We start from the raw sequence: 25,346 nt of genomic DNA, 5'->3' as shown, positions 1-25,346 counted from the left end.
TGGGGGTTCCAGTCACGGGAAGGTCAAGGGGTTCGACTGGTTTTTTGTCCGAATTCAGGATCCGCGTATGTTCCGTTCCATCAGTCGCTGATACAGGCGCGGTGACAAACTGTTGAGCCACCACGCAAGGCGCGCAACACGCCCGACCGGGATCATGGGCTTGGACCTGTCCAACCCCCGCAGGATGACCTCGGCGGCTTTTTCGGGGCTCATTGCGTCCATTTCATCGGATGCCGAGCCGGGACGTGCCATTCCATCTGCCTGCGTTTCGGCATTGCCGGGATTGGTGGAAACAAAGGACGGCGCGGCAATATGCACTCTGACGCCGTGCGGCCCCTCTTCGGATCGAAGCGATTTGAAAAACCCTTCAAGCGCATGTTTCGAGGCAGCATAGGCCGTACGATGATAAAGCGGCGCGAAGCCCGCGACCGACGAGATCGCCAGATGCGTGCCCTGCGTTTTGCGAAGTTCCGAAAGAAACGCGCGCGCCATTGCGACGGCGGCGAAATAGTTGATCTCGAACAGTTTGCGATGGCTGATATCATCGGAAACGTCAAACCCGCGAATCTGGGTGACACCTGCATTGTAGATGACCAGATCGATGCCATCGCTGGATTTGATGGTCTCAAGGACCGCTTCCTGCAACTGCTCGGGTTTCGTCAGGTCGCACCCGATCGGAAGCTGTGTTGGGGTCGCCGTAAGATCTGAAACATTCAGATCCAGCAGGACAACACGCCAGCCCCGCCGCTGAAGCTCCGCTGACAAGGCCCGACCCAGCCCACCTGCGCCGCCGGATATCACCGCCGTTTTCATAGCCCCGCCCATCCTTTCCACAGCGCGAATACCTCGGCGCTGGTCTTTTCCGGGGTGTATCCGAAATCGGTTTTCAGCGCAGTGTTGTCCAGCACCGGCCGGTATTGCAGAAATCGCACCTGTTCCGGTCCGTATCGCGACAGGCCAAGGGGGCGGGCAAGGCTCAGGACTGATCGGATCGCCCACGCAGGCAGGCGCAAAACAGGTTTGTTCAGGAGGTGCGCCAGTTCTGTTATTCCCAGCGCTCCGTCGCCGGCCACGTTGAAGATACCGGCCGGTCCATCTGTCGCCGCACGTTTCAGTATACGCGCCAGATCGCGGGTCCAGATGAAGACAAAGGGACTGTTACTGCCGGACACCGCCAGCAGGCGAGGTTTGTGAAACAGCGCCGTAATCTGATTGTCCGTGCCTTCCCCCAGTACAGTGCCCACGCGCAGGACAACCTGCTCAAGCTGCGGCGCACGTTGACGGGCCTCGGCCAGCATCTCCTCGACCTGCCGTTTGTGGTCGGCATAGGGAAATTCGGCATTGCCACGCAGCGGATCCTTTTCGCGCAGCGGGACGCGGTTATCCGGGTGATAGCCGTAGGCAGCGCCCGACGACGTGACGACCAGCCGCCGAACGCCATTGGAAATTGCAGCGTTCAACACGTTTTTTGTGCCTGTGACATCCACATCAAACGCTTTCTGGCGGCCCATTCCGGGCGGTGGTGTCACAATCGAGGCCAGATGAACTATGACTTCCGGCTTCACCTTTGCGATCACACGGGCCGCTTCGTCAGTGGTCACGTCCAGATGCAGAAACGCGATGTCTTCGGGCAGGTCGGACGGTCGGTTCAGGTCTGTGGCAAATACAGCAAGGTCTCGGACTTCGGCCAGAAGGGCGCGCCCGACTGTTCCGGCGGCACCGGTAATCAGGATGCGGGTCATCGGGCCGCCTCGGTCCGGGCCATGGCAGTTGCCAGCGCAATCCCCGAGATCGCGTGCCAGATGCCCCAGAAGGCTGCCACAACGGCCATGCCGCCCAATCCGTTGAAGAACGCGAATATCAGGACCAGCCCGAGGCCGGAATTCTGAATACCGGTTTCGATCGTTATGGCACGGCGGTCATAGGGGGACAGCCGGGTCAGAGTGGCCACAACCCAACCGCCCCCAAAAGCCAGCGCGTTGTGAATGATCACAAGCCCGGCGACGGCTCCGGCAAAGCCCAGGAAAAAGTCCCAGTTGGCCGCCAGAGCAAGAATGATGAACGCAACGAAGATGCCCATGGACAGGTACTGCAGCGGTGTCCGCAACCGCGCGGTCAGATCCGGCCGGCGCTGGTTCAGCGCCATGCCAAGCACCAGAGGCAGGATCAGCATCAGCCCCACGATGATCGCAATCTGCCAGGGGTCGATTGCCGTTCTTTGAAGGATTTCCCGGGTAGGTGGATAAAGCCCGCCCCAAAACGCAATGTTGAACGGGGTCATTGCGATTGCCCCGATCGTGGCGAATGCAGTCATCGATACGGACAGGGCGGCATTGCCGCCAGCACGATGCGTTATGAAGTTAGAAATATTGCCGCCGGGACAGGCTGCGACAAGGATCAACCCGAGAGCAATCGAAGGACGCGGGGCCGCCAGCCAGACCAGTACAAACGTCAGCGCAGGCAGCACCACGAATTGTGAGGTCAGCCCCACGATCACAGGCTTGGGCGCCCGGCGCAGGCGGTTGAAATCCTGCGGGGTGAGGTCGATTGCAATCGAAAACATCACGATTGCAAGAATGCCATTCAGCAAAGTCAGAGAGGCAGGGCTGAAGTTCAGGGTAATTTCATCGATGCCGGTCATGGGGCGGCTTTCCTGAACTTGTCGATCCAGCCGGTGACCGCTTTGCGGTAGGTCGCCTTGTCCACGTAATACGCCATGCGGGCGAGGTTGAGGTAGTTCATGCCCCCGGTGGCGCGCTCATAGGATTTTTGTTTTGTGGTTTTCAGTTCGGCCGCCGCGGTGCAGCCGCTCTGAATACCTTTAATATAGCGCGCCACCATCTCGGCTTGCTCGTGGCGTCCCTGCCAGCCCAGACCGGTCGCTTCGATCATGCCCAGAACAAACAGGTCGTCGCGGTCCGGATGCATGGAGTTGAGGTAAAGATGCGGCGCATCGCCCTGCCAGTTCAGCAGATCCGGGTCGATGAACGGGTAATGCAGTTTGTACCCGGTCGCGGCGAGGATCATATCATAGTCTTCGCTGCCGCCATCTGTGAAATGCACAGTTTTGCCGTCGATCTGCTGAATGTCGGGCCGAACGCGCAGATCTCCGTGACCCGCGTGGTACAGCACCAGTGAGTTCACGATAGGATGGCTCTCGTACAGTCTGTAGTCCGGTTTGGGAAAGCCGTATTTCTGCGGATCGCCGACGAACCACCCAAGGATCAGGCTGTCGATCTTGCGCTTCAGCCACATGGGCAGGCGGATCATTCCGCCCATCGTATCAGCTGGCTTCCCAAACACGTACTTCGGAACGAAATAGTACCCCCGCCGCATCGACAGATCGCAGCGCACGGCATGGTGAATGGCGTCCACCGCAATGTCGCAACCCGAGTTTCCTGCGCCCACGATCAGCACGCGTTTGCCATCGAACTGTTGGGGATACCTGTATTGCGAGGCGTGGATCAGTTCGCCTTCAAAAGTGCCTGCGAACTGCGGCATGTTAGGTTCGGACAGGGTGCCGTTGGCGATCAGAACACCGGCAAACTCGGCCTCATGTTCCCCGTCCTGATCCCGCCAGCAAACGCGCCAGCCATCGCCGGGTGCGCCCAACGGCCTAGCTTTCGTTACCTCGGCATTGAATGTGAAGAACTTGCGCAGATCGAAGTGATCAGCAAAGGCGCGAAAATAATCCCGCATTGCCCGATGCGACGGATATTCGGCGACACCATCCTCCATTGGGAAGTCGGTAAATTCCGTCATCCGTTTTGACGAGATCAGGTGCGCAGTTTCATACATGGTTGATCTGGGGGCATCAATGTCCCACAGACCACCGACATCCGAATGCAGCTCGAACCCCTGAAATGGAATACCTTGTTCCTTTAGCACCTTGGCCGCAGCCAACCCCATCGGGCCCGCCCCGATGAGGGCGAATGCCTCGCGCTTTTCTGACATGAACTCTCCCCTGTTCGCACGGCTTAAGTTGAACGATCGTACAAAATAAGGCAAGATGATTTTCATGACCGCCAAAGTGACTGAAATAAAACGACAAAGGGCACCATCGAAACGATCGCTGCAGACCCGGGCGCGCATTCTGGACGCGGCCGAGGCGCTGTTTGCCGATCGCGGATTCGAAGGGGCGTCGATCAGGGACATCGCGGCCAAAGCCGGTGTGCAAGTCGGGTTGGTGCATCACCACGGAGGCGGCAAGGAAGAGTTGTTTCACAAGACCGTTGCGCGTCGCGCGGATGAACTGGCCCAAATCCGGCTGGACGCCCTGAACGCGTTGAAAGAAGCTGGTCAGCCAACACTGCGCGGTGTTCTGGACTGCTTCATTCGGCCTTACATTACGTTAGCCGAAACGGGCGGAGCGGGATGGATGGCCTATGGGCGTCTGGTGGCGCATGTGTCTGTGGACCCGCGCTGGCGCGCCATCGCGGCGGAATGCTTCGACCCAACGGCGCGGCGTTTCATTGCGGAAATCGCTGTGCTGTACCCGAAGGTTGATGCCGCTTTGCTGGCCAGCGGGCAGGTGTATTCGGTGTCCGCAGTTCTGGCGCATCTCAACAGTGCATGGCGGGTGGATGCCTTGTCAGAAGGCGGACAACTTGCCGGGACCGACGAACTGATCGATTTTTGCGCGGCAGGGATCGAAGCGCTTGTTCGATCCGCAAACCCCTAGACGGTTCGGCGTTACCTGGATTCAAACTGTATCAGCAGAAGCGAGTTATACGCCGCGGGCGGAGACGTTCGAACCGCTTCGGGCGAGGCAAAGAACCCAAACGAAGTCACTGCCAGTGAAAAAACGATGCCAGCTAACAGCGCGCTGGCCAAATTCATTGTTGATCGCATCATTCGGGTAATTCCTTGTTCTAATTCAAGGGTAAGGAGCGTTGTTGACGTCGTGTTCAGGATCGCCCTGCCAATTGCTGCCTGAGCTTTTCGTTTTCGGCCTGAAGCTGCGCCAGTTGCTGGCCAAGCGAATTCAGGTGAGGCCGAAGCTCGGCCTCGGTGAAACGAGGGGTGATGTGGCGGGGGCAGTTCCAGTCCAAGGCCTCGACCTTGATGATCACTGCGCGCTCGGCGGGGGCTTCGGCGTTGTCAGGGTAAAGACTGGCGGCTGCGGCTTCGCCTTCGGTGAATTCGACCCGTCCCAGAATCTTCAGACGGCGCTGATTGGCATAATCCATCAGGATCAGGGCAATCCGGTCGTTGCCGTCCAAATTCCCGCGTGAAATGTACTGTTTGTTGCCTGAAAATTCAGCGTATCCAAGGGTTTGCGGCCCCAGCACCTTCAGGAACCCGACTGGACCGCCGCGGAATTGAACATAGGGCCAACCGGTCTCGGATACAGTGGATTGGTAAAAACTATCGCGGGCCTGAATGAATGCCTTTTCAGCCTCTCCGATCAGGTGCCCCTTTTGCGGACCGCTGTCCAGGAACTTGGCATAACTTCGCGCCGAACCCATCCTCTCCTGATGGGCGCGAACGGCGGGGGTGAAGGTCAGTTCGGAAAACGCGCGTGGCATGGGCTGTCCTTTCAGAGACCCAGATCAGACAGGCCGGGATGGTCGTCGGGGCGCTGTCCTGCGGGCCAGTGGAACATGCGTTGTTCTACCGTGATCGGCAGGTCATTCAGCGACGTGTGGCGCGAGGCCATTCGGCCGTCTTCAGCAAATTCCCAGTTTTCGTTGCCATATGACCGGAACCACTGACCGCTGTCGTCGTGCCATTCATAAGCATACCGTACAGCGATGCGATGGTCGCGATAGGTCCATAATTCCTTGATCAAGCGGTACTCAAGCTCCTTGGCCCATTTTCGTGTCAGAAACGCGTGAATCTCGGTGTGGCCGCTCAGGAACTCGGCGCGGTTTCTCCAGCGGCTGTCTTCCGTGTAGGCGGGCGTTACGACGTCCGGGTCGCGGCTGTTCCAGGCGTTTTCCGCCATGCGCACTTTCCGGGTGGCCGTTACATGCGTGAAGGGCGGCAAAGGGGGGCGGTTCATATTACAGGCTTTCAGGTTAAGGCGGCCGTGATCAGCGCCAGAGTCAGAAGAAAGGGAACGTACTGCGGTGAAAATAGGCTGGCACGGCGTCGCATCGTTGAAATCCTTTGGTGTACAGATCGGTCAATCTTGATGATAAGATGTACAGATCGGTACATGTTTTCAAGCCCCTTTTTTCAAAATATTCGACTTCACCCTCCTGACTTTGGTAATAGCGTTATAAAACAATATGTTAATTGTTGTCATTGAAGCCTCTTTAGAAATTGTATATGTACTGATTGGTACAATCAGGAGCTAGGAATGCGCCCCAACAAACGTGATGAGCTTGTCCGCAAGGCCTTGGAGGTTTTCTACAGGGACGGTTTTCATGCCACCGGAATGGACAAGCTGGTGGTTGAAACAGGCGTATCCAAAACATCGATGTACAAGCATTTCCGCACCAAGGAGGAGTTGATCCTTGCGGCATTGCGCCTGCGAGATGAAAACTTCCGAAACTGGTTCGTCCGAAGGATTGAAGACCTTTCCGAAACGCCCGCCGGTCAGCTGATCGCCAGTTTCGATGTGCTGAAGGAATGGTTCGAGGAAGACAAATACCGCGGCTGCATGTTCATCAAGGCCGGGGCGGAGTATCAGGAAAAAGACCACCCGATCCACGTTCAGGCGGCCGAGCACAAGCGGTTGCTTCTGGACTACATGACCGATCTGTGCCGCAAGGCCGGGGTTCGTGATCCCGAAAGTCTGGGGTGCCAGCTGCTGCTTTTGCAAGAAGGCGCGATTGTGACGGCGGTTCTTCTGAAAAAATGCGACCCTGCGCAGGATGCAAAGGAGGCGGCGCAGGTTCTGCTGGACCACGCGCTGACATGATCGGATTTGATGAGCAGGTCAGACGCCAGACCGCGTAATGGAACGTCGCGTAGCAAGGATTAAGGACGCGGCGTCACGCGGATTGGAAGAATTCGGGGCCGGGGATAGCATCGGACTATCAAAGACCGGAGAATACGATATGTCGCTTTTCACTTCGACCGCCGCATGGGTCACCGACGAACACCGGATGTTTGCCGAAATGGCCGGCCGGTTCATGGATGACGAGCTTGTCCCGAGCATTGATCGCTGGGTCGATCAGGGGATCGTTGATCGCGCGTTCTGGACGAAAGCGGGCGAGACCGGCCTGATGGCGGGCTCGATTGACGAGGCTTACGGCGGCGTCGGTGGCGGCATGGGGTTCGACTCGGTCACGCTGTACGAACAGGCTTCACGAGGCGATGCCGGATGGGGATTTGGGATTCAGTCCATCGTAACCCATTACATCACCACCTATGGCAGCGAAGATCAGAAACAGAAATGGCTGCCAAAACTGGCCAGCGGCGAGATGGTCGGCGCCATTGCCATGACCGAGCCGGGAACCGGGTCAGACCTGCAGGCGGTGCGAACCACGGCTGATAAGGATGGCAATTCGTACCGGATCAACGGATCCAAGATATTCATCACCAATGGCCAGACAGCCGATCTTGTCCTTGTGGTGGCGAAGACCGACAAATCGCAGGGGTCCAAAGGGGTGTCCCTGATTGCGGTTGAAACCGACGGCGCGGAGGGGTTTCGTCGGGGCCGCAACTTGAAGAAACTGGGTATGAAGGCCAACGACACGGCCGAGCTGTTTTTTGAAGACGTCAAGGTTCCGATGACGAACCTGATCGGCCCGGAAGAGGGGCAGGGCTTTTATCAGTTGATGAAGCAGCTGCCCTGGGAGCGTCTGACCATTGGCATCATGGCACTGGGCGCGATCGACTTCGCCATCGCAGAAACGGTGAAATACACGCAGGAACGAAAAGCCTTTGGCCAGCGCGTGATGGATTTTCAGAACACGCGATTCAAGCTGGCCGAATGCAAGACCAAGGCCGAAGTTCTGCGCAGCTTTGTGAATGACTGTATCGGAAAGCTTGAAGCGAGCGAACTGGATGCGGCCACGGCGTCAATGGTGAAGTACTGGGGCTCCGAGGTTCAGAACGAGGTCATGCATGAATGCCTGCAACTGTTTGGTGGATACGGGTTCATGATGGAGTATCCGATTGCCCGCCTTTATGCGGATGCGCGGGTTCAGATGATCTACGGCGGGACAAATGAGGTGATGAAGGAGCTCATCGCCCGTTCCCTGGACGTCTGAGTCCTGAACGCTCCCGCCAGTCGTCAATGTTCCTTGCGGAACACCTCCTCCTGTTGGGCCGCGCAGCGCGCCGGGGCGCGCTGCGTTCGTGACAGCAGATGGATCAGCCCCACAAAGTAGGGTTCATCCACGGATCTGGCAGGTGTAGAACGCCAGACGCCTTTGTCTGGTTCCGGTTGATGTGCAGGGACTGCCACGCCGGGGCCCATTCCGTTGGAATGGGATAGGGCGTGGATACCCGGTCTTCCGCAAGAAACCCAAAACGGCTGTAATACTGCGGATCACCAAGCACATAGACCTGCTGGTTCCCGAGTGTCTCAAGCTTGCTGATGCCTGCGTTGACCAGCCGTGTGCCGATCCCCTGTCGCTGAAGGTCCGATGAAACGGCAAGCGGCCCCAACAGGGCCCCCGGTGCCGGGTCGTTTTCTGTCCGGCAGGTGGTGAAAAGGACATGGGCCACCAGCCGATCACCGATGAACCCACCCAGTGACAGGATATCCTTTTCCAGCGTCAGAAGTTCCGCGACCAGCGGTGTCAGATCTTCGTCCGGGAACGCTTCAGGGTACAATTCCAGAATCTGTGCCCGATCTGATGCGCCCGTTTCGCGAATGGTGATCTTGTCGTCCAATTCGGCCTCCTTTGACAGCGGTCCAGCCGCTTAATCCGGTGGTGTTGCGACCTGCCCCTCAAGCCAGGTGCGGAAAGAAACAAGCGGTGTTGCGGCAGGTCGGTGCTGCGGCCACACCAGGTAATAGTCACCCAGGCTGACCGGCGGACCCTGCCACGCCAGCGACAGTCTGCCTTTCCTGAGATCCTCGGCAACCAGATAGCTGGGAAGCAGTGCGACACCCAGCCTGTGGATTGTGGCCTGAATCATGGTTGAGAACTGATCGAACATCATTCCGGTCAAGCCTTTGACGGGGTGTCCCTGTATCGCGAACCATTGCTCCCACGCGTCCGGGCGGGTTTCGATGTGCAGCAATGGGGCCGATGTCAGCCATTCAATATCGCCTTGATTCTTTGGCAGAAGATCCGGGGCGCAGACAGGCAGAATGTCTTCCCGCATGATGGGCAGGTAATTGACGCCGGGCCAGTCCCGTTGTCCGAAATGGATGGCGGCATCGAAATGCTCGGTCTGGAAGTCAAACGGTCTGAGGCGGGTATTCAGGTTCACGGTCACTTCGGGGTGACGGCGTGCAAAATCCTGAAGCCGGGGGGCCAGCCAATGCATGCCAAACGCGGGCAGAATGGACAGGCTCAGCGATCCGCCCGTCGGGTTTGCCTTGAGCTTGAGAGAGGCCTGCGCAAGCTGGTGCAGTGCGGTTCGGGCAATCTGGACATATTCCTTGGCCGCCGGTGTCAGATGCAGGCGCATCTGGGTGCGCCGGATCAGTTCAACCCCCAGCTGCTCCTCCATGGTTTTGAGCTGACGGCTGATCGCACTTTGCGTCAGCGACAGTTCCTCGGCCGCTGCCGAGGCGCTGCCGAGGCGATCAACCGCTTCCAGCGCCAGCAACGACGGGATCGAAGGCAGAAAACGGCGCGGCGCAATCATATAACGAATCCTCATACCTTTCGGATGGAATATCACTGGCATTGCGAAGCTGCTAGCCCGATACAGGGCAGGCTGATGGGTAACAGGAATCTGGCAAATGGGCAGTCTAGAAACAGTGGCCGAGTTTAACCGGGCCGAGCGGCTCGACGGGATAGAGCTTTCGGAAATCGTTCAGATCTCCGAACATGCGGCGCGTCTTCGGGCCGAGGGCGTGGATGTGATCGCGCTCAGCACTGGAGAACCCGACTTTCCCACGCCGCCGCACGTGGTCGAGGCCGCGCATCTTGCTGCTGTTCAGGGTCAGACGCGATACCCGGCCACGGGGGGAACACCGGCCCTGCGCGCGGCGATTGCAGGCCAAGCGGGGGTCGGGCCCGCGAATGTCATCGTGTCGACAGGTGCCAAGCAGGTTTTGTCCGGCGCGCTGATGGCAACCCTGAACCCGGGCGATGAAGTTATCACCGCGGCGCCGTTCTGGACCAGCTATGCAGACATGGTCAGGCTGGCGGGCGGTGTGCCTGTGGTGTTGGAGTGCCCGAAACAGCAAGGTTTCAAACTCTTGCCAGCACAGTTGGAGGCGGCGATCACGCCGCGCACGCGCTGGCTGCTGCTCAATACGCCGTCAAACCCGACGGGAGCAGTCTATTCCAAGGCGGAATTGCAGGCTTTGGGCGCGGTGTTGCAACGTCATCCGCAGGTCTGGGTCATTGCCGACGAGATTTATCAGCATTTGTCCTATGTGCCGTTTTCCCCGTTTGTCGAGGCCTTGCCCGAGCTTGCGCACCGGACGCTGACTGTAAACGGCGTGTCCAAAGCCTATTCGATGACCGGTTGGAGGATCGGCTGGGGTATTGGGCCTGAACCCTTGATCAAGGCGATGATCGCGGTGCAGGGGCAGATCACTTCGGGTACGTGTTCGGTCGCGCAGGCTGCGGCTTTGGCTGCGATTACCAGACCGCAGGATTTGTTGGTGGACCGGCGCACCGAAATGCAGGCGCGCCGTGATCTGGTGGTCCGTGGTCTGAATGCGGCGGGGATGAAATGTGCGGTGCCGGACGGGGCTTTTTATGTGTTCCCCGAAACTCCACCTAAAATGCCGGTCGATCACGAATTTTGCCGTTACCTGCTGGAGGAAGCAGGTGTCGCGCTGGTGCCGGGGCGGGCCTTCGGGATGCCGGGGCATCTGCGGCTTTCTTTTGCTTATGCCACCGAAAGCCTGCAACAAGGGCTGAGCCGCATCGCGGCCGCCGTCGAAAAGATTTGAATTCAAAGACCGGGGATTTGCAATGGACCGCGCCCAGATCGTTCACGACAACTTCCTGACCCGCGTCGCCCGTCGCGACTTGCCCGAAGGCGCGCCGCCGCATCCGGGGCTAAGCGGGCCCGAGGCTGTCTCGCTCTACCGATCGCAGGTTCTCAGCCGTGCGCTGGACCGGACAAGCCGGGCGATGCAGAAGGCAGGTCAAGGGTTTTATACCATCGGTTCTTCAGGGCACGAAGGCATGGCGGCCGTGGCCCACGCGCTTCGGCCGACCGACATTGCCTTTCTGCACTACCGCGATGCCGCGTTTCAGATTGCGCGGGCTGAACAGGTCCCTGGTCAGCAGATCGCCTGGGACATGCTTCTCAGCTTTGCCTGCTCGAAAGAGGATCCGACGTCAGGCGGCCGGCACAAGGTGCTGGGATCCCGGGCGCTGATGATACCGCCGCAAACCTCGACCATTGCCAGTCATTTGCCCAAGGCCGTGGGCGCGGCCTATTCGCTGGGTGCCGCCCGGCGTCATGACCCCGAGCATCGGGACCTGCCCGCAGACGGGATCGCCATGTGTTCCTTCGGTGATGCGTCGGCCAATCACTCGACTGCACAGGGTGCAATCAACACGGCCGGCTGGACCAGTGTGCAGTCAACGCCGCTGCCCTTGTTGTTTGTCTGCGAGGACAACGGCATCGGTATTTCGATGAAGACGCCAAAAGGCTGGATTCAGGCCTCGATGGAGCATCGGCCGGGCATCAAGTACTTCCAGGCCAACGGGCTGGATATTTTCGAAACCTTTGCCGTGGCACAGGAGGCCGCCGAATATGTCCGGACGCGCCGCAAGCCCGCTTTCCTGCATCTGAAAACAGTTCGTCTTTATGGCCATGCGGGGGCGGATGTGCCGACAACCTATCTCAGCAAATCCGAGGTCGAGGCCGATGAAGCCAACGATCCCTTGCTGCATACCGTTCGCCTGCTGGATCAGGCCGGGGCCATGACGCCGGACGAGGCATTGAAAATCTATAACCAGACCTGCGCCCGTACTGACCGGATCGCCGCCGAGGCCGCGACCCGCCCGCATCTGACCAGTGCCGAAGACGTTGTGGCCAGCCTGGTCCCACCAAAACGCGTCTGCAAACCCACAAACGGCCCCAGCGCCGGTGCGCGATCCACGGCGTTTGGCGGTGACATGCGGGCAATGGATGAACCGCAACCGATGAGTCGCCTGATCAACTGGGCGCTGACCGATCTGATGCTGGAACATCGCGAGATCGTCTGCATGGGCGAAGATGTCGGGCGCAAGGGCGGTGTCTATGGCGTAACCCAGAAGCTGCAGCAACGGTTCGGGCCGGATCGGGTCATCGACACCCTTCTGGACGAGCAATCCATCCTGGGGCTGGCGATCGGAATGGGGCACAACGGGTTCATTCCGATCCCGGAAATTCAGTTCCTCGCCTATCTGCACAACGCCGAGGATCAGATCCGGGGCGAGGCGGCGACTCTGCCGTTTTTCTCGAACGGGCAGTTCTCGAACCCGATGGTTCTGCGGATTGCGGGCCTTGGATATCAGAAAGGCTTTGGGGGGCATTTCCACAACGACAACTCGCTGGCAGTGTTGCGGGACATACCGGGTGTGATCATTGCCTGCCCGTCGAACGGAGTGGATGCAGCGAAAATGTTGCGCGAGTGTGCCCGTCTGGCCCGGGAAGAGCAACGGGTGGTGGTGTTCCTGGAACCCATCGCGCTGTATCCGATGCGGGATCTGCATGCACCGCAGGATGGCGGTTGGATGACGACCTATCCTTCGCCCGACCAGAGAATTGCGTTGGGGGATGTGGGCGTGCATGGCGCAGGAACCGATCTTGCGATCGTGACCTATGGCAACGGACATTACCTGTCGCGGCAGGCTTTGCCCGAACTGGAGGCCGCAGGGCTGAGCGTGCGTGTCATCGATATGCGCTGGCTGGCCCCCCTGCCGGAAGACGCGTTGCGGCAGGCTACCAAACCGTGCCGGCATGTGTTGATCGTGGACGAATGCCGCAGGACCGGAAGCCAGTCCGAGGCGCTGATGACGTTCTTTTGCGAAGAAAGTGACGGGATACCAACCGCCCGCATCGTGGCCGAAGATTGTTTCATAGCGACGGGCCCCGCCTATGCCGCGCCGCTGCCGTCCAAAGATGGTATCGTCGCCTCTGCACTGAAGCTGACCGGAGTGCAGCCATGACCCGAACCGCCGTTGTGATCTGCCCCGGACGGGGTACCTATAACAAGCCCGAACTGGGTTATCTGCACCGACACCATTCGGATCGGATGAACATGTTCGCCGGGTTTGATGCCATTCGCGCCGAAGCGGGTCAGGAAGGTGTCACGGCGCTGGATGGCGCTCAGCGCTATATGGTCGGCAAGTACTCCAGAGGCGATGTGGCCTCACCCCTGATTTATGCGGCGTCGCTTGCGGATGCTCAGTCGCTTTCGGACGATATCGAAATTGTGGCCGTTACCGGCAATTCGATGGGGTGGTATATCGCACTGGCCGCCGCGCGCGCGTTGAGTACGCGAGATGGGTTCCGGGTGGTTAACACGATGGGAACCCTCATGCAGGAACAGCTGATTGGTGGTCAGCTGGTATATCCGTTTGTGGGTGACGATTGGGTGAACGATCCTGCACGGAAGGCTGAGTTGCTGGCAGATGTGGCGAGAATTGATGCGTTAAACGGACACGCTCTGGCACTCTCCATTGATCTGGGTGGGATGCTTGTGCTGGCGGGTAACGAGGACGGGCTGAAAGCGTTTGAGCAGTCGCAGCCGGTGGTGCAGGAACGGTTTCCTATGCGACTGGCAAATCACGCGGCGTTCCATACCGGGCTTCAGGCACCGGTTGCAGCTAGGGGCCGTGCCCTGCTTGGCCAGGAACTGTTCGCTCAGCCGGATCTGCCGCTGATCGACGGACGCGGCAAGATCTGGTGGCCCGGCGCAACCGACACAGAGGCGCTTTGGGACTACACGCTGGGGCATCAGGTCACGGAAACCTATGACTTTTCACGTGCCGTGCAGACCGCCGCGCGCGAGTTTGCCCCCGATCTGTTCATTGTCACCGGGCCGGGCGCAACGCTTGGTGGCGCGGTCGCGCAATCACTGGTTCTGGCAAATTGGCAGGGCATGGCCGACAAGGCTGCGTTTCAGGGCCGACAGGAGGCAGAGCCCCTTTTGATTGCCATGGGTCGCGACGATCAGAGAATGCTGGTAACCGGCTGATACACCGATGAGGACTGGTGCGAATCCGAGGGCGTCGAGTTGAGCGATCATGAAAAGCCATTGTGGCTGAATACCAGCCGCGAGCATGTGGACAGCACCCGGCTGACTGCCGATCTGACCGTGGATCTGGCGATAATCGGCGGGGGGTACACCGGCTGTTCCGCTGCCCTGACGGCCGCCAAAGCAGGCGCATCGGTCTGTCTGCTCGAGGCGCAGGAGATCGGGCACGGCGGATCGGGGCGCAATGTGGGGCTGTCCAATGCGGGCCTATGGCTGCCTCCGGACGACATCCGCGCGTATCTCGGTAAGGCGGAAGGCGACCGACTGATTGACCTGTTGGCCGGGGCTCCGGACGAAGTCTTTCGCCTGATCGGGCAACACGGAATTGACTGTGCGCCGGTCAGGAACGGGACATTGCATTGCGCACATTCCCCGGCAGGCAATCAGGACATTGCGAAACGCCATGCGCAGCTCCGCGCATCCGGCGCGCCGGTCGAGCTGTTGACTGCCGAGGATACCAGTAGACGTACCGGCAGTTCCGCGTTTCACGGTGCGCTTTTTGACCCCCGAGCGGGAACCATCCAGCCGCTATCTTATGTTCAGGGGCTTGCCCGGGCCGCAATCGCGGCCGGGGCGCGGGTGTTCACGAACAGCCCCGTGCGTTCGTTGACACAGAACGAGGGCGGCTGGTCACTGATCACGGAAGGCGGAGTTGTTCGGGCCAAGGCGCTCATTCAGGCGACAAACGCCTATCACTGCGACCTGCAGGAAACCGCGCCTGCCTATGTGCCGGTCTACTATTTCCAATACGCAACGCAGCCTTTGCCGGATGATGTGCGCGAAAGCATCCTTGCGGGCGGCGAAGGGTGCTGGGACACCGGCCTGATCATGACATCCTTCAGAATGGATGCCGATGGGCGCTTTATCATCGGCGCGATGGGGGATCTGGGCCACGCCGGGCGGTGGGCTCATTCCGGGTGGGTACGCCGCAAGATGGCCGAGCTTTATCCGCAACTGGCGGATCAGCCGCTGACAGATGGCTGGCATGGGCGAATTGCAATGACATCGGATCACATCCCGAAAATCACTTGGATTGGACCGCGCGCCTTGTCCGCACACGGCTTTTCCGGGCGCGGCATCGGGCCGGGAACCGTGTTTGGGCGTCTCATGGCCGAAAGCCTTCTGATGGATGATCCGTCAGTGCTGCCAGTACAGCCCGTGGATGCGCATCGTGAAGGCTGGACAGGATTGCGCCGCGCCTTTTTCGAAACAGGCGCGGCGTTGATGCATCTGGTGAAGGCACGGTTGTGAGGTCAGACGGATCGTGTGATGCCACCGTCGACGCGAAAGTTCTGACCCGTGATGTACCCGCCTCCTTCGGATGCCAGCAGGGCAACGACGGACGCGATCTCATCATAGCTGCGACCGTACCTTCCCATGGGTATGCGCGCCCGGAATTCCTCTTTCTCGGGCAAGCTGTCGATAAAGCCGGGCAGGACGTTGTTCATGCGGATATTGTCTGCTGCGTATTTGTCCGAAAACAGTTTTGTAAAGGCCGCCAGCCCAGCCCGGAACACGCCTGAGGTCGGAAACACCGGATCCGGTTCGAATGCGGCGAAGGTCGAGATGTTGATGATCGATCCGCCGCCCTGCGTCTGCATGATTGGTGTGACCAGCCGTGTCGGGCGGACAGCATTCATGAAATAGACGTCCATTCCGGTGTGCCAGTCCTCGTCCGTCAGTTCCAGAACAGGCGCGCGCGGTCCGTGTCCGGCGGAATTGACCAGCACGTCAATGCGGCCCCATTGTGCCATGGACGTATCAACCAGCCTTTGCAGATCGTCATTGGACTGGTTCGATCCGGTGACACCGACGCCGCCCAACTCATCCGCCAGCGCCTTGCCCTTGCCGGATGAGGACAGGATGCCGACCTTGAAGCCATCCGCCGCCAGCCGCCGGGCCGCATCCGCCCCCATGCCGCTGCCGCCTGCCGTGATCAGAGCCACTTTTGCCATTTCTTCTCTCCGATTGAATGCCTGGATTGAATGTGGAGGTTGCGGCCGGGTTTGACCAATCAGTTCTTCTGCCATAAAACAGTAGAAAATCTACTGGTTATTGCGATGGCCGCTCTACCTCCGTTGAATGCATTGCGGGCTTTTGAAGCTTCGGCACGACACCTGAACTTTCGACGCGCCGCTGATGAACTCGGCGTTACACAAGGCGCGGTCGCGCAGCAGGTGCGCGGGTTGGAGGCGCGGTTGGCGGAAAAACTGTTCGACCGCATGCCACGCGGGTTGCGCCTTACCGAAGCGGGGCGGCGGTTTCACGCACCGCTGCAACGGGCCTTCCAGCTTATCGAAGAGGCCGTCAATGACCTGGCCGGCAAAAGACAGATCACCATTTCGGTTACACCCAGTTTCGCGTCGAAATGGCTGGTCCCGCGCCTGAACACATTCACGGACCTGCACCCCGACATCTCGGTTCAGGTAGACGCCCGAGAGCGGTTGGCAGATTTCCGGATCGACAATGTGGACATCGCCGTCAGGCAGGGTCGCGCACCTTTCGGGCCCGGGCTGGTCGTAACACCCCTGTTTTCGACCGAGTTCGTCGCCGTTTGCAGTCCGGACCTGGCAGGGAATGTGAGGGCTGCGCGTGATCTTCTGGGCCAGGTCCTGCTGAACGATACGCACGGACTCTGGCCGCTTTTTCTTGAGCGTGTCGGAGTAACCGGCAAACCCCGGATGATGAGTTTCAGCCAGACCAGCCTTGCCATCGATGCGGCGATGTCGGGGCAGGGGATCGCGCTGGCAAACGCGCCGCTGGTAGAGAGGGAACTGGAATCCGGTCGTCTTGTGCAAGCACTGCCGGATGTTCTGATCGGGGATATGGGGTTTCACGTCGTGGCACCTGCCATTCCACGACAGCTTGAACTGGTCGGGTTGGTTCGCGACTGGCTGTTGTCTCAGACCTGAAGCCTTGCCGCGACCGCTTCGATCCGGTTTCGCAGCCACCGATGCGCGGGGTCGTTGGTCGACCGTTGGTGCCAGACCATGTAGATCGAAACCGGGTCGCAGCTGAACGGAAGCGGCGCGCAATCAAGCGAAGACAACGGCCCCTGTTTCATCAGCGCCGTGTCGGTCGAGATCAGATCGCTGCCTTTCACGAAAGATGGAATAGCGTTGAAATGCGGCAGGGCCACGGTGGGTGGCCTGATCTGCGACTGATCAACGCCGCGCATCACCGCGCGCGAACTGCGCCCATCGGCAAACCGCACTTCGACATGTTCCGCCTGACAATAGCTGGGCCAACTGTCCGGAGGCGTTCGCATCGCGCCGTCATAGAAAATCATCAGCGGGCTGCTGATCAACAGCTTCTGAATGATGTCCGGCCCGTCCGGCGGCAGCGGCGTCAGCATCAGTTGGCACCTGTCACCGCGCAGCAGGTCGGGGTCGGGAACGCCTGACGGAATAAAACCAAGTTCAACGCGAATGCCGTCCGCGCGGCTGGCGCGCAGCAGTTCGGGAAAGATCAGCTCGCGCGGCATGTCGTTGGTGGCGATACGGAACGCCATTTCTTCGGACAAGGGATCGAATGGGCGCTCGTGGGTCAGGGCCCGCATATCGTCGAGCAGCGTCTGAACCGGCTCTTTCAGGGACAAGGCGCGCTCGGTCGGGGTCAGGCCCTGGCCTGAACGAATGAACAGCGGATCGTTCAACACCAGTCTCAGCTTCGCCAGTGTATGACTGATTGCGGATTGCGTAACGCCAAGCCGGTCGGCCGCCTTCGAGACCGAGCTTTCCTCGAGTATTGTCAGGAAGATGCGCAGCACCTTGCCATCCAAATCAATAAAATCAGTTTTGCTCATACAATCTATGATTATTCATGAATGGATTTACTGTCCACGGCAGGATAGGCAGCTTTCAGATCAGGAGGCGCGAATGGGAATACGCTTTTTCTCGGACAAGAACCGACCCGTCCATATGGGGGCTTACCCAATGGAGCGGTTGGCCCGGCAGGACAACCTTCCGGATCTGTCGCTTGTGCCGCCGATGAAAGAGCTCAGCTTTCACCGCCCCGACCAGCCTGAAAGCATCGTGAACGCGATGGGCGAATTTCAGGCCATGATGGATGCTATCCGTGACGGGTTCGTGAACCCCGCGATTGCGGGAATTCCGGACAGCCCGTTGCAGCGGGCCAATCATCTGAAGGCGTTTGGCTATTTCAATGATGCCTCAATGATCGGATGCGGACCGCTGCCGACTGAGGCGCTGTTGCCCGAACCCCGGAGAAATCGCGACATCGACCGGCTGGCCCACGCCCTGAGAACGCGCCAGACCAAGACGCTGGCCTCGGGCATCGATGTGATCATGGCGGATCTGAAGGAAAGCATGGAGGCGGAGACCGGCTCGATAGACGCTCACCGACATGCGATTGTTTTCCTGTACGAACATCATCGCGACCCGGACGCGGATGAGCCGGGGACAGAGTGGATCAGAGATGCACAGGACCATCGTGCCTGCCTTTTGTCGACCGAAAACGCGGTGGTGATTGCCAACTATATCCGATTGCTCGGGTTTGATGCGCGGGCGCACACGGACATGTCGTCCGAGGTGGATCTGAACAGGTTGGCCGTTGCCGCGGGGCTGGTCACGGCCGAGGACGGCGCGCTTGTCGCCCCCTGGCTTGGCAAACGGTTCGGGTTGGCTGCAATCACCACCGAGATGAAGATCGCCCATGACAGGCCCCTGAAGCCCATGGCGCGGCAACCGTGGTTCAAAACTCAGGGTCCCGCGTGGTGGCTGGGTGCAGGTTTCGCCAAAGGTGCGCTGAACCGTGACCCGTATGCCAAGCGCCGCTATGTAGATGGCGCGCATCCGTTCGAAAAGCTGACGCGTGTCGACGATCCAACCACATACATTGACGAAGAAAACGTGGCCCGCGTGCCGAAACGGGCGGACATGTTTGCCCGCGCGCAATTCGGAGATATGGGCAAGCCCCTGCAGGACGCGGCCAAAGGCGGGCACTATGTCCGCAAATCCGCGCCCAGCTTCGCACAAAGGCGCGCGCTGGGTGCCTTCGTTCTGCTGCAGGATGGCGACAGCGCCGAAGGACGCAATCCAACAGATGCGCAGCGGAACGCGGCGAAGATCAAGGCGGCGTCCTACTATCTTGGGGTCGACGCGGTCGGTCTCAGCCGATGCCCGGACTGGGCCTGGTATTCCCACGACGCAACCGGCGAAGTCATCGACCCGCCCCATGATCAGGCCGTCAGCATGATCATTGACCAAGGGTATGAGACGATGGAGGGCGCCAGCGGTGACGATTGGATCAGCGTCGCCCAGTCCATGCGTGCGTATCTTAGATTTTCCTTATTGGGCGGAGTGATTGCCCAGCAAATCCGCAATCTGGGCTACAAGGCCAAGGCGCATACGGTGATGGATGGCGAAGTGCTTCAGCCACCTCTGCTGTTGCTGTCGGGGTTGGGCGAAGTCAGCCGCATTGGCGAGGTGATCCTGAACCCCTATCTGGGCCCGCGTCTGAAATCGGGCGTGGTAACGACAGATATGCCGATGAGCCACGACAAGCCCATCGACTTTGGCCTGCAAAGCTTTTGCGAGTCCTGTAACAAATGCGCGCGCGAGTGTCCCTCGGGGGCGATCACTGCCGGACCGAAACTGATGTTCAACGGCTATGAAATCTGGAAATCTGACAGCCAGAAATGCGCCACCTATCGGATCACGACACCGGGCGGGTCCATGTGCGGGCGGTGCATGAAAACCTGCCCTTGGAACCTTGAAGGCCTGTTCAGCGAACGCCCTTTCCGCTGGGCAGCGATGAACATCCCATCCGCCGCACCCGTTTTGGCGCGATTGGACGACGCGGTCGGAAATGGCGGTTTGAACGACACCAAGAAATGGTGGTGGGATATCGAGCTGCAGGCGGACGGGGCCTATCGCCCTTCGACCCATCCCCTGAACCGGCGTGACCTGCAAAAGGATCTGGACCTGAAATACGAGGATCAGACGCTGGCCGTCTACCCGGCTTACCTGGCCCCGCACCCATGGCCCTATCCGTTCGCGATGGACCGCGAGGCCGGGATCGCCGCCTATGACGCTCTGGTTTCGGCAGACGAGTACAAGGCGCGCAAAGCTGCCGGGGATATGAGTGTGGTTCACCGCTATAAGATTGCCGGAGACGCACCGGTGATGCGGGTTGAACTGACCAGGGTCGACAAGATGACTCCGGATGTCACGAAATACGAATTTTCGGCCATGGATGGTACGCCTTTGCCGGACTGGACTGCCGGCGCACACCTGGATGTATTGGTCGCCCCGGAATTTCTGCGTCAGTATTCCATGTCGGGCGATCCTGCTGACCGGACCACGTATCAGATCGGCGTCCTGCGCGAAGATGAAGGGCGCGGCGGTTCGGCGCTGTTGCACCGTATCTTCGGCAAGGGGCGCAAGGTATTCATTTCAAAACCCATCAATCACTTTGAACTGGATGAGACTGCCAGCAAGACGTTCCTGATGGGCGGCGGTATCGGCATCACCCCGATGATTGCCTTTGCGCACAGGCTGCACGCGCTGGGCAGAGACTTCGAGCTGCACTATTCCGCCAGTACGCGGGCGGACGCTGGATACCTGCAGGACCTTGCCGCAGCGCCCTGGGGCGATCATGTGCACTACCATTTTTCAGACGAAAACACCCGGGCCGATCTGGATGTCATCCTGTCTGATTATCAGGAAGGATGGCACGTTTATACCTGCGGTCCGGATCGATATATGGACGGCGTGATACAAGCGGCAGAACGACAGGGTTTTCCCGAAGACGCCCGGCATCTGGAGTATTTCTCGGTTCCCGAGCAACCCGAATACGAAAACCATCCGTTCATTCTGAAGCTAGCAAAGTCAGGCAGGGAGCTGACCGTCCCATCGGACAAGGATGCCGCGCAGGTTCTGAATGAGGCGGGAATTCATGTGGATGTGAAATGCGCCGACGGCATTTGCGGGGTCTGCAAATGCGGGGTTATCTCGGGCGAAATTGAGCATCGTGATTTTGTGTTGTCGAACCGGCAGCGCGAAGGAGCTATCATTTTATGCCAAAGCCGCGCCGCGAATGCGGATGGCGTGATCGAGATTGACCTCTGACAATTGTTCAAAAACGACTTTGGGAAACCTAAATTTTGGTCGTTCCGGCCATGGACGCCACCTGGTTGCTGCACTAACGTCCCGTTCAAACCCCAGTTAATCCTGATCCACAGGTGCGAGGTAAACAAATGGACTATCACAGCCCCAACAGTTTCGAAGAAGCTTCGGCGCTGGCAGCGAATGCAACGGGCACGACCCGGTTTCTTGCAGGCGGCACCGACGTACTGGTGCAATTGCGTTCGGAACTGGTGACCCCCGATACACTGATCGACGTGAAAAAAATCAATGGGGTGCGGGACATCACCCGAAACGCCGATGGCAGTTGGACCCTGGGCGTCGCCGCCACCGGTGCCGAAATGAGCGAGCACCCCGAACTTGGCCGCGACTGGCCCGGCGTGGTCGAGGCAATGGATCTGATCGGCTCCACCCAGGTACAGGGACGCGCGACTTTGACGGGCAACCTGTGCAATGGCTCGCCTGCGGCTGATTCCGTGCCGGCCATGGTAGCGGCCGGTGTCACGGTGACCGTGACCGGTCCTGGCGGCATGCGGGAGGTCGCGGTCGAAGATATTCCTGTCGGCCCCGGAAAGACCTCGCTGGCCAAAGGCGAGTTGATTTCCGCGGTCCACATTCCGGCGCGGGGAGACAACGGTGGAGACGCATATCTGCGCTTCATTCCACGTACCGAGATGGACATCGCCGTCGTCGGCGTCGGCGTGAACCTGCGCCTGGATGGTGATAAGATCACCGAGGCGCGTGTTTCGTTGGGTGCGGTGGCCCCGACCGTTCTGCTGGTCGAAGACTGCGCCAAGGCCATCATCGGCACCACTCTGGACGACGCCGCGCTTGATGCACTGGCTGCGGCTGCATCCGCCGCCTGTAATCCGATCAACGACAAACGCGGCACAATCGAATTCCGCACCGAAGTTTCGGGTGTTCTGGCAAAGCGCGCCGCAAAAATCGCCTATGCCCGCGCGAAGGGAGAGCAAGCATGAGCAAGTTACACGTATCCACCACCGTGAACGGTGACGCGGTTGAATACCTGTGTGATCCCCGCGAAACCCTGCTGGACTGCCTGCGTGATAAGCTGAACCTGACCGGCGCCAAAGAAGGCTGCGGCACCGGCGATTGCGGCGCGTGCTCGGTCACGGTTGATGGCCGTCTGGTATGCTCGTGCCTGATGCTGGGTGTCGAGGCGGAAGGTAAGCAGATCGAAACCGTCGAAGGTATCGCGGATGGCGATGTTCTGCACCCGCTGCAGAAGAAATTCATCGAATACGCCGCCCTGCAATGTGGCATCTGCACGCCGGGTATTCTGGTTGCGGCGAAGTCCCTGCTGGAAAAGAACCCGAACCCGACCGAGGAGGAGACCCGGTACTGGCTGGCGGGCAACCTGTGCCGCTGCACGGGATATGACAAGATCATTCGTGCCGTGATGGATACGGCAGCTGAGATGCGGGAGGCTTCGTAATGGCACTCGACGATCGGAAATCCGAATTCAATTTCGTGGGTACCCGTCCTGACCGGCCGGATGGTCTGGATAAGGTGACGGGCCGGGCCCGGTTTGGCGCCGATGCTTATGCGCCCGGGATGTTGCACGGCGCGATCCTGCGTTCCCCTCATGCGCATGCCCGGATCGTGAAGATCGACGCATCGAAGGCCGAGGCGCTGAAGGACGTCAAAGCCGTTGTGACCCGGGCCGATTTCGCGGATGTGCCCTTCAAGCCCGGTTTGGAAGGCGAATTCTGGAGCGTGCTGGAAAACGTCATGGCGGGTGAAAAGGCCCTCTATGATGGTCACGCTGTTGCGGCGGTTGCGGCCACGTCGGCTTTGGCTGCGCGCGATGCGCTCAAGCTGATCGAGGTCGAGTACGAAGTGCTGCCCCACGTCACGGATGTGGACAAGGCGATGGCCCCTGATGCGCCGGTAATCCGCGAAGGGGCTGCGGACTATTCCGTGCCCGAAGGGATGCACCCCAACGTCGTGCGATATCACGAAAGCGGCCATGGCGACGTCGAGGCCGGGTTTGCCGAGGCGGATCTGATCCTGGAAGACAGTTTTGTGACTGAGGCAACGCATCAGGGCTATATCGAACCGCACGCCTGCCTTGGATCTCTGGGCAGTGACGGCAAGGGTGAGCTGTGGTGCTGCACGCAAGGCCATTGGTACGCGCAGAAATACTGCGCCACGCTGCTAGGCATTGAAACGGCGCAGCTGCGGGTGACCGCCTCGGAAATCGGTGGTGGCTTTGGTGGCAAGACCACCGTGTTCATCGAACCGGTTGCATTGGCGCTGAGCCGCAAGGCCAACCGGCCTGTTAAGATCGTAATGAGCCGCTCTGAGGTGTTCCGAGCTACCGGCCCGACCTCGTCCGCGTCGATGGATATCAAAATCGGCATGAAGAAAGACGGCACGATCACGGCGGCCGAAGGTATCTTCCGACTGCAGGGCGGTGCCTTTCCGGGAGCGCCCGGGGATATGACCGCCATGTGCGCTTTTGCGCCCTACAACCTGACCAATGTTCGTCAGGTCGGCTATGACGTTCTGGCCAACCGTCCGAAACAAGCCGCTTATCGCGCGCCCGGTGCGCCCATGGGGGCCTTTGCGGTGGAATCCGTGCTGGATGAGCTGTGCAAAAAGCTGGGGCTGGATCCGGTGGACGTGCGTCTGAAGAACGCGGCGCACGAAGGCACCAAAGCCAGTTATGGCCCGACTTACGAACGTATCGGTCTGGTCGAAACACTTGAGGCGGCCAAGGCCCATCCCCACTATTCGGCACCGCTGAAACCGGGGCAGGGGCGCGGCATTTCGTGCGGGTTCTGGTTCAATCACGGTGGTGAAACCAGCGTCTCGCTTGCGCTGTCCGAGGACGGCTCGGCCCAGGTTATGGTCGGCACACCTGACATCGGTGGCTCGCGTGCGTCGATGGCCCTGATGGCGGCCGAAGTGCTGGGTATCCCATACGAGAACATTCGTGTCACCGTCGCGGATACGGCGACGCTGGGCTACAATGACGTAAGCCACGGCTCGCGCGTGACCTATGCCAGCGGGCTGGCGACCATCAAGGCAGCCAGAAACGCTGTGGAACGTCTGTGTGAACGCGCGGCGGCCAAATGGGGTATCCCGGTCGATGCGGTGAAATGGGAAAACGGCTGTGCCGTGCCTTCGGGTCCGAACGCAGGCGATTTCGATCCAATGCCGCTGGCCGATATCACCGCAGATATGGGTGCGACCGGTGGTCCGATCTCGGGGCATTTCGAAGCCACTCCGGAAGGGGCGGGCGTGTCATTTGGCACCCACATCGTCGATGCCGAGGTCGATCCGGAAACCGGCAAAACCGCGATCACGCGCTATACGGTCATTCAGGATGCCGGTAAGGCCATCCACCCGACTTACGTGGAAGGTCAGTATCAGGGCGGTGCCGCGCAAGGCATCGGCTGGGCGCTGAACGAGGAGTATATCTACGGCGAAGATGGCAGGCTGCAGAACTCGATTTTCCTCGACTATCGCATTCCTGTGGCCAGTGATCTGCCGATGATCGACACGGTGATTGTCGAAGTGCCCAACCCCGGCCACCCATTCGGTGTGCGCGGCGTGGGCGAGACCGGCATCGTGCCGCCGCTCGCGGCCATCGCCAACGCTGTCTCCAATGCGGCGGGCGTGCGGATGAAGCGACTGCCAATGTCGCCGCCCCGCATTCTGGCGGCGCTCAAGGACAATGGTTGAAGTCCACCTCTGGTCCGGCCTCCGGTCTCTGACCGGGGGCCAGCAGGTGGTCGAGGTGCAGGCCACAACCACCGGCGAGCTGCTGCGCGAACTTGTTCGCGCGCATCCGCAATTGCAGGCACCGATTGATGCCGGTGTGTCGATCGCCATCGACGGCCGCGTCATCGCCTCGGGACTGACCGAACCGATCCCGGAAGGCAGCGAGATTTACCTGATGCAACGCCTGCGTGGCGGCTAAG

At 59.8% G+C, this 25,346-nt stretch carries 23 protein-coding genes; 13 read left to right on the top strand and 10 right to left on the bottom strand.

Going from position 1 to position 25,346, the window contains the following annotated elements; translation table 11 throughout:
* Positions 1 to 54: 54 nt before the first annotated feature.
* From ACR0FE_RS16150 to ACR0FE_RS16135, 4 genes are read right to left on the bottom strand one after another with little or no spacing between them, the layout of a single operon-like run.
* Positions 55 to 813 (bottom strand): SDR family NAD(P)-dependent oxidoreductase, encoded by a 759-nt coding sequence (locus ACR0FE_RS16150; protein WP_480913882.1) that lies wholly within the window; start codon positions 811 to 813, stop codon positions 55 to 57.
* Positions 810 to 1,742: an SDR family oxidoreductase gene (locus ACR0FE_RS16145; protein ID WP_480913880.1), complete on the bottom strand. Its 933-nt coding sequence runs from the start codon at positions 1,740 to 1,742 to the stop codon at positions 810 to 812. The genes ACR0FE_RS16150 and ACR0FE_RS16145 overlap by 4 nt, the downstream gene beginning before the upstream one ends.
* Complete coding sequence (locus ACR0FE_RS16140; RefSeq protein WP_480913878.1) at positions 1,739 to 2,641, bottom strand: bile acid:sodium symporter family protein; 903 nt, start codon at positions 2,639 to 2,641, stop codon at positions 1,739 to 1,741. Before ACR0FE_RS16140 ends, ACR0FE_RS16145 begins: the two co-directional genes overlap by 4 nt.
* Positions 2,638 to 3,954, bottom strand: coding sequence for a flavin-containing monooxygenase (locus ACR0FE_RS16135; RefSeq protein ID WP_480913876.1), 1,317 nt, complete (start codon positions 3,952 to 3,954; stop codon positions 2,638 to 2,640). Before ACR0FE_RS16135 ends, ACR0FE_RS16140 begins: the two co-directional genes overlap by 4 nt.
* Before the next feature lie 64 nt (positions 3,955 to 4,018).
* Here ACR0FE_RS16135 and ACR0FE_RS16130 point away from each other — a divergent pair, with 64 nt between their 5' ends.
* Entirely contained in the window at positions 4,019 to 4,681 is a 663-nt protein-coding gene (locus ACR0FE_RS16130; RefSeq protein WP_480913874.1) for a TetR/AcrR family transcriptional regulator, read from the top strand.
* A 226-nt stretch (positions 4,682 to 4,907) separates the two neighbouring features.
* Here ACR0FE_RS16130 and ACR0FE_RS16125 read toward each other — a convergent pair whose 3' ends face one another.
* Together ACR0FE_RS16125 and ACR0FE_RS16120 are read right to left on the bottom strand one after the other, a co-directional pair.
* Entirely contained in the window at positions 4,908 to 5,528 is a 621-nt protein-coding gene (locus ACR0FE_RS16125) for a pyridoxamine 5'-phosphate oxidase family protein (protein WP_480913872.1), read from the bottom strand.
* Positions 5,529 to 5,539: 11 nt separating this feature from the next.
* On the bottom strand, positions 5,540 to 6,004 hold the full coding sequence (locus ACR0FE_RS16120; RefSeq protein WP_480913870.1) for a nuclear transport factor 2 family protein: 465 nt from the start codon (positions 6,002 to 6,004) through the stop codon (positions 5,540 to 5,542).
* Between the two features lie 300 nt (positions 6,005 to 6,304).
* On the opposite strand from ACR0FE_RS16120, the gene ACR0FE_RS16115 reads away from it, so the two are divergent.
* Both ACR0FE_RS16115 and ACR0FE_RS16110 read left to right on the top strand, forming a co-directional pair.
* Complete coding sequence (locus tag ACR0FE_RS16115) at positions 6,305 to 6,868, top strand: TetR family transcriptional regulator (RefSeq protein ID WP_170682180.1); 564 nt, start codon at positions 6,305 to 6,307, stop codon at positions 6,866 to 6,868.
* 139 nt (positions 6,869 to 7,007) lie between these two features.
* On the top strand, positions 7,008 to 8,165 hold the full coding sequence (locus ACR0FE_RS16110; RefSeq protein WP_170615901.1) for an acyl-CoA dehydrogenase family protein: 1,158 nt from the start codon (positions 7,008 to 7,010) through the stop codon (positions 8,163 to 8,165).
* Positions 8,166 to 8,268: 103 nt separating this feature from the next.
* On the opposite strand, the gene ACR0FE_RS16105 is transcribed toward ACR0FE_RS16110, so the two are convergent.
* Together ACR0FE_RS16105 and ACR0FE_RS16100 are read right to left on the bottom strand one after the other, a co-directional pair.
* Positions 8,269 to 8,793, bottom strand: a complete 525-nt coding sequence (locus tag ACR0FE_RS16105) for a GNAT family N-acetyltransferase (RefSeq protein WP_170615903.1) — start codon at positions 8,791 to 8,793, stop codon at positions 8,269 to 8,271.
* Between the two features lie 30 nt (positions 8,794 to 8,823).
* On the bottom strand, positions 8,824 to 9,720 hold the full coding sequence (locus ACR0FE_RS16100; RefSeq protein ID WP_170615905.1) for a LysR substrate-binding domain-containing protein: 897 nt from the start codon (positions 9,718 to 9,720) through the stop codon (positions 8,824 to 8,826).
* A gap of 97 nt (positions 9,721 to 9,817) precedes the next feature.
* On the opposite strand from ACR0FE_RS16100, the gene ACR0FE_RS16095 reads away from it, so the two are divergent.
* From ACR0FE_RS16095 to ACR0FE_RS16080, 4 genes are read left to right on the top strand one after another with little or no spacing between them, the layout of a single operon-like run.
* Positions 9,818 to 10,984, top strand: a complete 1,167-nt coding sequence (locus ACR0FE_RS16095) for a pyridoxal phosphate-dependent aminotransferase (RefSeq protein WP_480913868.1) — start codon at positions 9,818 to 9,820, stop codon at positions 10,982 to 10,984.
* Between the two features lie 22 nt (positions 10,985 to 11,006).
* On the top strand, positions 11,007 to 13,199 hold the full coding sequence (locus tag ACR0FE_RS16090) for a dehydrogenase E1 component subunit alpha/beta (protein ID WP_480913867.1): 2,193 nt from the start codon (positions 11,007 to 11,009) through the stop codon (positions 13,197 to 13,199).
* On the top strand, positions 13,196 to 14,230 hold the full coding sequence (locus ACR0FE_RS16085; RefSeq protein ID WP_480913865.1) for an ACP S-malonyltransferase: 1,035 nt from the start codon (positions 13,196 to 13,198) through the stop codon (positions 14,228 to 14,230). The genes ACR0FE_RS16090 and ACR0FE_RS16085 overlap by 4 nt, the downstream gene beginning before the upstream one ends.
* A gap of 39 nt (positions 14,231 to 14,269) precedes the next feature.
* Positions 14,270 to 15,541 carry an NAD(P)/FAD-dependent oxidoreductase gene (locus ACR0FE_RS16080; protein WP_480913863.1) on the top strand — a complete coding sequence of 424 codons (1,272 nt, stop codon included), beginning with the start codon at positions 14,270 to 14,272 and terminating at the stop codon, positions 15,539 to 15,541.
* A 2-nt stretch (positions 15,542 to 15,543) separates the two neighbouring features.
* On the opposite strand, the gene ACR0FE_RS16075 is transcribed toward ACR0FE_RS16080, so the two are convergent.
* A complete protein-coding gene (locus ACR0FE_RS16075) occupies positions 15,544 to 16,245 on the bottom strand; it encodes an SDR family oxidoreductase (protein WP_480913861.1) in 702 nt (233 codons plus the stop codon).
* A gap of 105 nt (positions 16,246 to 16,350) precedes the next feature.
* Here ACR0FE_RS16075 and ACR0FE_RS16070 point away from each other — a divergent pair, with 105 nt between their 5' ends.
* The gene (locus tag ACR0FE_RS16070; protein ID WP_480913860.1) at positions 16,351 to 17,202 is read left to right on the top strand and encodes a LysR substrate-binding domain-containing protein; all 852 of its coding nucleotides are present in this window, start codon (positions 16,351 to 16,353) and stop codon (positions 17,200 to 17,202) included.
* On the opposite strand, the gene ACR0FE_RS16065 is transcribed toward ACR0FE_RS16070, so the two are convergent.
* Positions 17,193 to 18,095 (bottom strand): LysR family transcriptional regulator, encoded by a 903-nt coding sequence (locus ACR0FE_RS16065; RefSeq protein ID WP_480913858.1) that lies wholly within the window; start codon positions 18,093 to 18,095, stop codon positions 17,193 to 17,195. The two genes, ACR0FE_RS16070 and ACR0FE_RS16065, sit on opposite strands and share 10 nt — an antisense overlap.
* Positions 18,096 to 18,168: 73 nt before the next feature.
* Here ACR0FE_RS16065 and ACR0FE_RS16060 point away from each other — a divergent pair, with 73 nt between their 5' ends.
* The 5 genes from ACR0FE_RS16060 (at position 18,169) to ACR0FE_RS16040 (ending at position 25,345) form a co-directional block, all read left to right on the top strand.
* A complete protein-coding gene (locus ACR0FE_RS16060; RefSeq protein ID WP_480913856.1) occupies positions 18,169 to 21,381 on the top strand; it encodes a reductive dehalogenase in 3,213 nt (1,070 codons plus the stop codon).
* A gap of 128 nt (positions 21,382 to 21,509) precedes the next feature.
* Positions 21,510 to 22,376: an FAD binding domain-containing protein gene (locus ACR0FE_RS16055; protein WP_480913854.1), complete on the top strand. Its 867-nt coding sequence runs from the start codon at positions 21,510 to 21,512 to the stop codon at positions 22,374 to 22,376.
* Entirely contained in the window at positions 22,373 to 22,852 is a 480-nt protein-coding gene (locus ACR0FE_RS16050; protein ID WP_170615926.1) for a (2Fe-2S)-binding protein, read from the top strand. The genes ACR0FE_RS16055 and ACR0FE_RS16050 overlap by 4 nt, the downstream gene beginning before the upstream one ends.
* Positions 22,852 to 25,107, top strand: a complete 2,256-nt coding sequence (locus tag ACR0FE_RS16045; RefSeq protein ID WP_480913852.1) for a xanthine dehydrogenase family protein molybdopterin-binding subunit — start codon at positions 22,852 to 22,854, stop codon at positions 25,105 to 25,107. Before ACR0FE_RS16050 ends, ACR0FE_RS16045 begins: the two co-directional genes overlap by 1 nt.
* Positions 25,100 to 25,345: a MoaD/ThiS family protein gene (locus ACR0FE_RS16040; RefSeq protein WP_170682168.1), complete on the top strand. Its 246-nt coding sequence runs from the start codon at positions 25,100 to 25,102 to the stop codon at positions 25,343 to 25,345. Before ACR0FE_RS16045 ends, ACR0FE_RS16040 begins: the two co-directional genes overlap by 8 nt.
* Position 25,346 lies beyond the last annotated feature (1 nt).

Source organism: Ruegeria sp. K7, assembly GCF_056531785.1.
Note: the sequence above shows the minus strand (reverse complement) of the source record. Positions and strands in the feature narration are given on the sequence as shown.